The organism is Serratia sp. (in: enterobacteria) (assembly GCF_046715635.1).
Taxonomy (GTDB): domain Bacteria; phylum Pseudomonadota; class Gammaproteobacteria; order Enterobacterales; family Enterobacteriaceae; genus Chania.
In genome coordinates this window covers 1-10,870 of record NZ_JBKJYW010000172.1, presented here as the reverse complement: position 1 = coordinate 10,870, position 10,870 = coordinate 1, and the positions used below count along the sequence as shown (strand labels likewise).

General features: G+C 49.5%; 9 protein-coding genes. 6 read left to right on the top strand and 3 right to left on the bottom strand.

Annotated features, from left to right (window positions below):
• From ACLQ7H_RS08585 to hisIE, 6 genes are all read left to right on the top strand, one after another.
• Positions 1-722, top strand: a 722-nt coding sequence (locus ACLQ7H_RS08585) for an aminotransferase class I/II-fold pyridoxal phosphate-dependent enzyme (RefSeq protein WP_411752301.1), incomplete at its 5' end; no start/stop codon positions are given.
• Positions 723-730: 8 nt separating this feature from the next.
• Positions 731-1,798, top strand: coding sequence for a bifunctional histidinol-phosphatase/imidazoleglycerol-phosphate dehydratase HisB (gene hisB, locus ACLQ7H_RS08580; RefSeq protein ID WP_411752300.1), 1,068 nt, complete (start codon positions 731-733; stop codon positions 1,796-1,798).
• A complete protein-coding gene (gene hisH / locus ACLQ7H_RS08575) occupies positions 1,798-2,388 on the top strand; it encodes an imidazole glycerol phosphate synthase subunit HisH (protein ID WP_411752299.1) in 591 nt (196 codons plus the stop codon). The genes hisB and hisH overlap by 1 nt, the downstream gene beginning before the upstream one ends.
• Before the next feature lie 5 nt (positions 2,389-2,393).
• The gene (hisA, locus tag ACLQ7H_RS08570; RefSeq protein ID WP_411752298.1) at positions 2,394-3,131 is read left to right on the top strand and encodes a 1-(5-phosphoribosyl)-5-[(5-phosphoribosylamino)methylideneamino]imidazole-4-carboxamide isomerase; all 738 of its coding nucleotides are present in this window, start codon (positions 2,394-2,396) and stop codon (positions 3,129-3,131) included.
• Positions 3,113-3,889, top strand: a complete 777-nt coding sequence (gene hisF / locus ACLQ7H_RS08565; RefSeq protein WP_021179972.1) for an imidazole glycerol phosphate synthase subunit HisF — start codon at positions 3,113-3,115, stop codon at positions 3,887-3,889. Before hisA ends, hisF begins: the two co-directional genes overlap by 19 nt.
• A complete protein-coding gene (gene hisIE, locus ACLQ7H_RS08560) occupies positions 3,883-4,497 on the top strand; it encodes a bifunctional phosphoribosyl-AMP cyclohydrolase/phosphoribosyl-ATP diphosphatase HisIE (RefSeq protein ID WP_411752297.1) in 615 nt (204 codons plus the stop codon). The genes hisF and hisIE overlap by 7 nt, the downstream gene beginning before the upstream one ends.
• A gap of 132 nt (positions 4,498-4,629) precedes the next feature.
• Here the strand turns inward: hisIE and ACLQ7H_RS08555 are convergent, their stop codons facing one another.
• From ACLQ7H_RS08555 to ACLQ7H_RS08545, 3 genes are all read right to left on the bottom strand, one after another.
• Entirely contained in the window at positions 4,630-5,691 is a 1,062-nt protein-coding gene (locus tag ACLQ7H_RS08555) for an acyltransferase family protein (protein ID WP_411752296.1), read from the bottom strand.
• Positions 5,692-5,819: 128 nt separating this feature from the next.
• Complete coding sequence (gene gndA, locus ACLQ7H_RS08550) at positions 5,820-7,226, bottom strand: NADP-dependent phosphogluconate dehydrogenase (protein WP_411752295.1); 1,407 nt, start codon at positions 7,224-7,226, stop codon at positions 5,820-5,822.
• 233 nt (positions 7,227-7,459) lie between these two features.
• Positions 7,460-10,870, bottom strand: a 3,411-nt coding sequence (locus ACLQ7H_RS08545) for a GT99 family glycosyltransferase N-terminal domain-containing protein (RefSeq protein ID WP_411752294.1), incomplete at its 5' end; no start/stop codon positions are given.

The window sequence follows — 10,870 nt, the reverse complement described above, 5'->3', positions numbered from 1 at the left end:
AGACGTTTGGCGTAGAGCGCCGCACGGTCGCCGCCAAAGAAGACTGGCAGCTCGATCTGCCTGCCATTGCCGCCAGCCTGGATAACGTCAAACTGATCTACGCCTGCAGCCCGAATAACCCGACCGGCAACCTGCTCGATCCCAACGATCTGCGCAACCTGCTGGAACTGGCCAAAGGCAAAGCTATCGTCGCCATCGATGAAGCTTATATCGAGTTCTGCCCGCAGGCGTCGGTTGCCGGTTGGTTGAGCGACTATCCGCACCTGGTAGTATTACGCACGCTGTCCAAAGCCTTTGCCCTGGCTGGCCTGCGCTGTGGCTTTACCCTGGCCAATGAGGACGTGATCGCCCTGCTGCTGAAAGTGATTGCCCCGTATCCGCTCTCGACCCCAGTGGCCGATATTGCCGCCCAGGCGCTGAGTACCGAGGGGATCCGCGTTATGCGCCAGCGCGTCACCGAGATTGCCGCCAACCGCAGCTGGCTACAGCAGGCGTTACGAGACTGCGCCTGCGTGGAGCAGGTCTTCACCAGCGATAGCAATTACCTGCTGGTTCGCTTTACCGCCTCAAGTCATGTCTTTAAAACCTTATGGGATCAGGGCATTATCTTGCGAGACCAAAATAAACAGCCTGGCCTGTCCGGTTGCCTGCGGATCACCATCGGCACCCGTAACGAATGCCAGCGCGTCGTTGACGCACTCAATACTCTGCCCGGCGCATAGGAGCCAACGTGAGCCAAAAATATCTCTTTATTGACCGTGACGGCACGCTGATTGCTGAACCCCCTGAAGACTTCCAGGTCGACCGCCTGGATAAACTGGCGTTGGAGCCGGACGTGATCCCTTCCCTGCTGGCCTTGCAGCAAGCCGGTTTCATCCTGGTGATGATCACCAATCAGGATGGCCTCGGCACCGCCAGCTTCCCGCAGGAAACCTTCGATCCACCGCACAACCTGATGATGCAGATCCTCAGCTCACAGGGAGTCAAATTCGACGATATCCTGATCTGCCCGCACAAACCGGAAGATCATTGCGAATGTCGTAAACCGAAGGTCGCCATGGTCAAAGGCTATCTGGAGCCGGGCGTGATGGACGTGGCCAACAGCTATGTGATTGGCGATCGGCAAACCGACATCCAACTGGCGGCCAATATGGGGATTCAGGGGTTGCTTTATCAGCGCCAGGCGCTGGGCTGGCAGGCCATCACCCATCAGTTGACCAAACGCGATCGCTATGCTCACGTTAACCGCGTGACCAAAGAGACACAGATTGACGTTAAGGTCTGGCTGGATCGCGAAGGCGGCAGCAAGATCAAAACCGGCGTCGGCTTCTTCGACCACATGCTGGATCAGATCGCCACCCACGGCGGCTTCCGGATGGATATTCAGGTGAACGGCGATCTGTACATCGACGATCACCACACGGTGGAAGACACCGGATTGGCGCTGGGTGAAGCACTGAGCAAAGCCCTGGGTGACAAACGTGGCATCGCACGCTTCGGCTTCGTGTTGCCGATGGATGAATGTCTGGCCCGTTGCGCCCTGGATATCTCCGGCCGCCCGCACCTGGAATACAAAGCGGAGTTCAACTACCAGCGCGTCGGCGATCTCAGCACCGAGATGATCGAGCACTTCTTCCGCTCGCTCTCTTACACCATGGGCTGCACCCTGCACCTGCGCACCAAAGGCAAAAACGACCATCACCGCGTCGAAAGCCTGTTCAAGGTGTTTGGCCGCACGCTGCGCCAAGCGATCCGCGTTGAGGGCAATACTCTGCCCAGCTCGAAAGGAGTGCTGTGATGAACGTGGTGATCCTGGACACTGGCTGCGCCAACCTCGCCTCGGTCAACTATGCGGTGCAGCGCCTGGGCTATCAGCCACAGGTGAGCCGCGATCCGGAGATCGTGCTGCGCGCCGACAAACTATTCCTGCCTGGTGTCGGTACTGCGCAGGCGGCAATGGACCAGTTGGAACAGCGCGACCTGATAGAACTGATCAAGGCCTGCACCCAGCCAGTGCTGGGGATCTGCCTGGGTATGCAGTTGCTGGCAGCCAGCAGTGAAGAAAATGGGGGTATCAAAACGCTAGGGATTATCGATACTCCGGTAACACAGATGACCGATTTTGGCCTGCCTTTGCCCCATATGGGTTGGAACCAGGTTACGGCGCAGGCCGGCGATCATCTGTTCCGCGGCATCGAGGATGGTGCTTACTTTTACTTCGTTCACAGTTATGCGATGCCGATATGCTCAAGCACCATCGCTCAGGCGAACTACGGCGAGCCCTTCACCGCCGCCGTACAAAAAGACAACTTCTTTGGCGTGCAGTTTCATCCAGAGCGATCTGGCAACGCCGGGGCGCAACTGTTGAAGAACTTTCTGGAGATGTAGGCAGCATGATTATTCCCGCTTTGGATTTGATCGACGGTAACGTAGTGCGCCTGCATCAGGGCGATTACGGCCAACAACGCGACTACGGCAACGATCCGCTGCTGCGTCTGCAAGACTATCAGCAGCAAGGGGCGCAAGTTTTACATCTGGTTGATTTGACCGGGGCCAAAGATCCGGCGGCTCGCCAGATCCCGCTGTTACGTAAACTGCTGGCCGGGGTAAGCGTACCGGTACAGGTTGGCGGTGGGATCCGTAACGAACAAGACGTTGTGGCACTGCTGGAAGCCGGAGCCACGCGCGTGGTCATCGGCTCCACCGCAGTCAAGCAGCCAGAGTTGGTACAGGGCTGGTTTGAACGCTACGGTGCCGATGCCATGGTGCTGGCGCTGGACGTACGCATCGACGCCGCAGGCCGCAAGAACGTGGCTATCAGCGGCTGGCAGGAAGACTCGGAGGCCACGCTGGAACAGGTGGTTGAGAAATATCTGCCGTTTGGCCTGAAACATGTGCTGTGCACAGATATCTCACGCGACGGTACGCTGAAAGGCTCTAACGTGGGGCTGTATCAGGAAGTGTGCCAACGCTATCCGCAGATCGCCTTCCAGGCTTCTGGTGGCATCGGCAACCTAGACGATATCGCCCAGCTGCGTGGCAGTGGTGTGGAAGGGGTGATCGTCGGGCGCGCCCTGTTGGACGGTAAATTCAGCGTTGAGGAGGCTATCGCATGTTGGCAAAACGGATAATCCCTTGTCTGGACGTCAAGGACGGGCAAGTGGTCAAGGGCGTGCAGTTCCGTAACCACGAAATCATTGGCGATATCGTGCCGCTGGCCCAGCGCTACGCGCAGGAAGGTGCCGACGAACTGGTCTTTTACGATATCACCGCCTCCAGCGATGGCCGGGTGGTAGATAAAAGCTGGGTATCACGCGTGGCGGAAGTGATCGATATCCCGTTCTGCGTGGCTGGTGGCATCAAGAGTGCCGAAGATGCCAGCCAGATCCTTTCCTTTGGGGCGGACAAGATCTCCATCAACTCCCCTGCACTGGCCGACCCAACGCTGATCAGCCGCCTGGCAGATCGCTTTGGCGTGCAGTGCATCGTGGTCGGTATCGACACCTGGTATGAAGCCGCAACCGGCAAATACCACGTCAACCAATATACCGGGGATGAAAGCCGCACCCGAGTCACCGAGTGGCAAACCCTCGATTGGGTGCAGGAAGTGCAAAAGCGTGGCGCTGGGGAGATTGTGCTCAACATGATGAACCAGGACGGCGTACGCAACGGTTACGATCTGGAACAGCTGAAGCGGGTACGTGAAGTGTGCAAGGTGCCGCTGATCGCCTCCGGCGGTGCCGGTACCATGGAACACTTCCTGGAGGCCTTCCGCGATGCCGACGTTGACGGCGCGCTGGCGGCTTCGGTATTCCATAAGCAAATCATCAATATCGGCGAACTGAAACGGTTCCTGGCAGAGAAAGGCGTGGAGATACGCGTGTGTTAACAGAACAACAGAAAGCTAAGCTGGATTGGGCAAAAACCGACAACCTGATGCCGGCAATCGTACAACATGCCGTTTCCGGCGAAGTATTAATGCTTGGCTATATGGATCAAGCTGCCCTGGACGTAACCGAGCAAACCGGCAAGGTGACGTTCTTCTCACGTACCAAGCAGCGTCTGTGGACCAAAGGCGAAAGCTCAGGCAACTTCCTTAACGTGGTCAGCATTACGCCAGACTGCGATAACGATACTCTGCTGATCCTGGCCAATCCGATCGGCCCAACCTGCCATTTGGGTAACGACAGTTGCTTCCATCCGGCAAGCAGCGACTGGGGCTTCCTGTACCAGCTTGAGCAATTGCTGGCCTCACGGAAAACCGCCAGCCCGGATAGCTCGTACACTGCCAAACTGTATGCCAGCGGTACCAAACGTATTGCACAGAAGGTGGGCGAGGAAGGCGTCGAAACCGCTCTAGCCGCTACGGTGAACGATCGCGAAGAGCTCACCAACGAAGCTTCCGACCTGATTTACCACCTGTTGGTGCTGTTGCAGGATCAGGATCTGGATTTGAGTAAGGTGATTGGTCGCCTGCGCGAACGGCACGAGAAATAGGCTCTCAAAGCCAAATTATAATATTTACCCCCCCTTATTATTTAGAGTCGCAGGAAAGTCTACACTCCTACAACACTAAGTAATAAGGGTAATGCTCTCTACCGTGTCGCCCGTTCGATTCGAAACTCACTGTTACTTTGCTCTTATCGCATCCCGATATTTCAAAACTTTTCTTTCAAATAAAGAGTAAACTATAGCAGCACTGAGTAAAGTGAAGAAGATAAATGTCGCCCATAAAAGGATACAATTAAAAGTGGTGATAGGAGGCTGAGTAAAATAACGAATAGTTAATAACACCGGCAAATTGGTAAGATAGGCTGCATATGACCATCTGGCCACGTACGCCGTAATTTTTCTCAGCAATCCAGTGATATTTATCTTATAACCAGAAACTATCAGACATGCAAAACCAATATTGGAAATATTGAAAAGAAATATTTTCAACACAATACTTTTATCGATATAATCATCAGGCTTTGCAGCAATATAGACAGTTAAGGGTATGAGTATTAACCCAAGTATTGCAAATTTATTAATCCGGTCATGAATAAATAACCATGCAAACACAACACCTATCATGATCGAGTCTACTCTATATAATGAAATTGTTCTAATTTCATTAAATGTCATATTGGTATACAAAGTAGCATGAACTCGCAGGAGCAAGGGAACCAGTAGCATTATAAACATTGACATTAACACTCCGACGTTTTTGTTTTTAGTTAGCAGTATTGAAAACGACATGACTAGCGGAGTGATAAAATAAAATACTTCTTCCACAGCCAAACTCCATGCCTCACCAAAAAAAGAGGGGTGAGGAGAAAGCAGACTTTGCGTGAAAGTACTAAATTCTACTATGTTAGGGAAACTTTCCTGTCTTATGGTAGTAATCAAAATAATATTGATAAATAAGAAAAGGATGTAACTTGGGTAGGTCCTCATCCATCGTCTAAACCAAAAGCCACTAATCCAATCAAAGGGTTTCTGTGAGCTATCGATCTTTGAAAAAATGATCCTGCCAATAAGAAAGCCAGAAAGAACAAAAAAAAGCTCAACCCCCATGAAACCACCAAATTTAAATAATTGGCTATCGGGGAAAACAGGCTTAAGAAAAATACGGCCATGAGAAAGTAAAACAAGACATATTGCTAAAGCTCTGCAAAGATCTAACCAGGGATTGAGTTTATGATTCATTTACATCGCCTATGCATATAGCACACAATCACCCACCCTACCCCCTTATTCTTTTAAGTGACAGGGGTCGATATAATAAAACCGCCAGGTATTAACCATGGCGGCTTTATTTTATTCAAACGTCAGGATTATTCCATCCATTCGGTATGGAATACGCCTTCTTTATCGGTACGCTTATAAGTATGAGCACCGAAGTAGTCACGCTGCGCCTGGATCAGGTTGGCAGGCAGCACCGCAGAACGGTAGCTGTCGTAGTAAGCGATCGCCGCAGAGAAGGTTGGCGTTGGGATGCCGTTCTGCACCGCATAGGAAACCACATCACGCAGTGCCTGCTGATACTCATCGGCGATTTGCTTGAAGTAAGGTGCCAGCAGCAGGTTGGCGATGTCGGCATTCTCAGCGTAGGCATCGGTGATCTTCTGCAGGAACTGAGCGCGGATGATACAACCGGCACGGAAGATCTTAGCAATTTCGCCGTAGTTCAGATCCCAGTTGTTTTCCTTGGAGGCCGCTTTCAACTGAGAGAAACCCTGCGCATAGGAAACGATTTTACCCAGGTACAGAGCGCGACGAACTTTCTCGACAAACTCGGCTTTCTCGCCGCTGAAGGCTGCAACTTTCGGGCCGCTCAGCACTTTAGAAGCCGCTACGCGCTGGTCTTTCAGAGAAGACAGGTAACGCGCGAACACCGACTCGGTGATCAATGACAGTGGCTCGCCCAGATCCAGAGAGCTCTGGCTGGTCCATTTGCCGGTGCCTTTGTTGGCCGCTTCATCCAGGATCACATCAACCAGGTATTTACCCTCTTCGTCTTTCTTGGTGAAGATGTCTTTGGTGATGTCGATCAGGTAGCTGTTCAGTTCGCCCTTGTTCCACTCGGCGAAGGTTTCAGCCAACTGCTCGTTGTTCAGATTCAGCGCCTGCTTCAGCAAGGAGTAGGCTTCTGCGATCAGCTGCATGTCACCGTATTCGATACCGTTGTGCACCATCTTCACGTAGTGACCAGCACCGTCAGAACCGATATAGGCTACGCATGGCTCACCTTCAGCCACAGCAGCGATTTTCTTCAGGATAGGTGCTACCAGCTCATAAGCTTCTTTCTGGCCACCAGGCATGATTGAAGGCCCTTTCAACGCGCCTTCTTCGCCACCGGAAACGCCGGTACCAATAAAGTTGAAGCCCTGAGCAGACAGCTCGCGGTTACGACGGATGGTGTCCTGATAGTAGGTGTTACCACCGTCGATCAGGATATCGCCTTTATCCAGGTGCGGAGTCAGCGAGGCAATGGTCTTGTCCGTAGCTTCGCCCGCTTTTACCATCAGCAAAATGCGGCGCGGTGTTTCCAGCGATGCAACAAACTCTTCGACGGTGTAGTGCGGAACCAGGTTTTTGCCCGGGTTCTCAGCTATAACCTCGTCAGTCTTGTCGCCTGAACGGTTAAAGATAGAAACGGTATAGCCACGGCTTTCGATGTTCAAAGCCAGATTGCGGCCCATCACCGCCATGCCGACAACGCCGATTTGCTGTTTGGACATTAGGAACTCCTGTCTGAGGATGACACCTGTATCACGGCTCTTGGCCAACAGGTTTTTGATGTGGCCAACATGTTAACTCAGGATTGTGCCCACAGGGTAGTGATTGGTGCGATAGGTCACATAATGGCTACCAGCAGGTTGAATTTTGAGCCCATTCACTTCACTTAAATGGAAAAAGTGGCACTGGATTGTCTACGGAGAACCAGCACCACTTTTTGCAAAATCAGCTAGGGTTAAACTGCAACCTCTTTAGCCTGTTGCTCTTTAAACGCCTTCACTTTGTCGGCCAACAACTGCTCGCTGCTTCGGATCATGTCAGTGTATTGAGTATTGACAAATCCCCATAAAGTTGAATGTTGATCCTCGGCGTAACCGACCATAAACGGCAATGTTGTCACTACTGTCAGGCCAGGCGCAGATTCAAGATAGCGATCGATGGTGTTGTTCGCCGAATCGATATTCTTCTCATCCCACTGACTGATAAGTTCTATACCTTGCCGCGAATAAATATTCATTACCATGCTGGTCATACGGTTGATATAAACGTATTCGATACCGTCAATCTCCTTCACGGCAAGGACACGGGTATCTTCATGTAAATGCGCAATAATACCAGCAAAAACATGCCAGCCCCATTCAGTTGAACGCAGATGCTTGACGACTTTATCAAGTTGGATGTCAAAATCAGCCGGGAACAGTACATCGTCTTCACATATCATCGCCATTTCAGTTTGACGATCGGCCAGTGTTGACAACATGTACTTATAGCTCATTCCACATCCAATCCAACCGATCCGATGACGAACGCCTTCAATAATCTGAAAACCATATGTCGGCTTACTCAAGAATGCCTGTTTACGAACAGGCGTTTCCGTCAGTGACAAACAGAGTTTTGGTATATCAGTCTCATTGTGAGGAATAAAATCAGCACTCTCTTTATATTGCTGGAATTCGATCAGATCGTTTGCCAGCATATAACGCTTAAAGTAGACATCAAACTGCTTGTCCGAACGCGTGAAATCGGCAATATCCTGGCGACGACGAGCATAGAAGTTATTATCAGCCAACAGTTGAGCAATCTTATCAGCCATGGCATTGACATCACCAACCGGTGCAAAATCGATCACATTAGCCAATATATCATGTTGTTGAATGTCAGAACTGGTCTCACTGACAATTGGCGTTCCCAATGACAATGTTTCATACAACCGGGTAGTTTCTAGCAAAGCATCTTCATAATAATGAATATTGATAATCAACTTAGCGCGCTGTACCAACCGGGTCAGATCCTGACCAAACACTTCGGAAGCAATGTGTACATTAAAACGTTTACTCAACTGACGCAGATAACTCTGGCGACGCTCACAATTTGGGTCACCATAGAACAAAACATCAATGTCTTTTTCATCTTGTGCCGGTTGCAAATTATAACCTGTATGAGATAAATGATCTGCATAGTTGTCATAAGATGAAATAGGCATATAAAACAGTTTTTGATACGGTATGCCTTGCTGCAAAAGGTACTCAATATTGGTCAATGAGTAATCAAATACAGCAATTGCATTATTCAAAATGGAGAAGTATTCGGCAGTAAACCAACGAGGGTTAATTGACTGCTCCATTTGGAAAGCCACATAGTTTTTCGGGAGCTCAGGGAACATTTGAGGGCAAATAACGATGTGCATCTGTCCACTATCCGCAACGGCAGAATAGGCATGTACAATAGTCACACCAAGCCCGAGGTCAACGAGTGATTTTTCTACACGATGCGCAACATACAACGTATGTCGAGAAGCAAGTATCACAACGTGTTGAGTATCGATATGCGTCAGTGGCATTGGCGTATCTGCAGTATTTTTTGCCACACGCCGCAAACTGGCTGTCAACTCTGAGAGATTGCCCGTGGCCAAAAGACGCAAAGCCGTCTTGACCTTTCTACCCAGCGCATTATAGGGATGCGGATGATTGCGGAATGCATACCATATTTTTGATACCAGTGAACTACTGTTATCTGAACGATGAGTGAAATAATGCCGTGTCAGATCACGCATAACACAGAACTCACCTCGGATTGCCCGCCCCAACATACGCACCGGCATCGTTAATTTCCAAGAAAGACTCTTGCGCATCATTAACATATCAGCATGCTGCTGATGCAAAGCTTCTTCTTTTTGACTTATTACCCTGTTTAATTCGTCAACAAGCAACTCACGTTCTTTATCTTGACTTTGCTGTGTATGCGCCTGGGCCTGTTTTAAGGTCAGATCTTTATGTAATAAAGATTCTTGCAGAGTGATATTCTCCTCTATTTGCAATTGCAACTGATGCTTCTGCTGTTGCAACTGCTCCTCTAGAGAAATAATAATCTGCTGCTTATCATTTATATTCTGATCTTGCTCATCAATAACACGGAATATTTCCGTGCGTATATTATTTTCCCGTTTGATACGCTCAGACACCAGTTCGCCAACGGTCATAGCCATGCTGTTCATCCCTACCAAAGCATCAGTTTCCGATAAATAATAATTTATATGATAATTCACAATGTCAATTTCCGCCGGTTTCGACAAGCGAAAATATAAATATTCTGAATCAAAAATAAAATCAAATGGAACAAGATAAGAGAGTAGATAGAACGCCATACGATTGGCACGCTCAGACTCACTTTTAGCATCAGCAATAAAAGAGTAGGAACTATCTCCTAACACCTGAACCGGCTTTTGCAGCAGCAATCCCTCAAGACCTACGCTCGAGTTTATCGTCAAAATTTGCTTACAGCGAAACAGAAATTCAAGGCTGTTCGGAGAATCATCTACGTTTACATTTCCATCCTTCAGTTGGAAACGGCTCCCTGGGTGAGGACGAATAAGCAGCCGATCATCCGAACATAACGTGTTAGCGTAAGAAATCATCGATAAATTATTAAAGCCATGACTATAGGCGATAATATTAGAATCATCTTCAACCTGCATCGCCAGGCCGAAATCAAATTCTGCCTCTTTATCTTCTGGCAAGCGTACTTGAGAGAAAAATCGATGCAGTTCCGGCATTGTCAACTGAACCTGGTAGTCATCAGCAACCTTCAAATAGCGTGAATAGGCCTCCGTATTGCCATTAACGCCAGAAAAATCGACATATCCAGTTCCCAGGTACATTGGTGATCGTAGCGGACCCACTTCAATATGAATGACCGGAATTGAGAGTTTATCAGCCACATTTTCCAACGAAGGACAATTACAGATACTGAGGATAGCATCAATCCCTGAGTTCCTTGGCGACAATAACATAGCCTCAAGCTCGGCTTCCAACTCTGGAATACTCTGCGTCAGAAACGTATTAAAAGCACTCATAGGGTTATGTCGGTTGGAGTCCAACAACCGGGTGAAAAGTTCACCGTCAAGCATCTTGAAGTCATGCTTATCGAACGACTCTTGGCTCGGCGCTACATATCCCAGATTAGCCATGGTAGGCCCATCCAACTCCCAACGACCTTGATCAAGCCATTGATCTGGAGGAAGAAGGTAATCTGTTCCGGTAATAAACAGACTCTTGTCTTTTAAAGAGCATAGCAAGCGATAGAAAACCCATAAATAGGGTGCCCTAACCCCTCGAAAAGGGTATGGAGGTAAAAATACGGCAAGCAT

Excerpts from the sequence above, each read along its gene's own strand:
- hisH (WP_411752299.1), top strand. The coding sequence starts at position 1,798 with ATGAACGTGGTGATCCTGGACACTGGCTGCGCCAACCTCGCCTCGGTC.
- hisA (WP_411752298.1), top strand. The coding sequence starts at position 2,394 with ATGATTATTCCCGCTTTGGATTTGATCGACGGTAACGTAGTGCGCCTG.
- hisF (WP_021179972.1), top strand. The coding sequence starts at position 3,113 with ATGTTGGCAAAACGGATAATCCCTTGTCTGGACGTCAAGGACGGGCAA.
- ACLQ7H_RS08555 (WP_411752296.1), bottom strand. The coding sequence starts at position 5,691 with ATGAATCATAAACTCAATCCCTGGTTAGATCTTTGCAGAGCTTTAGCA.
- gndA (WP_411752295.1), bottom strand. The coding sequence starts at position 7,226 with ATGTCCAAACAGCAAATCGGCGTTGTCGGCATGGCGGTGATGGGCCGC.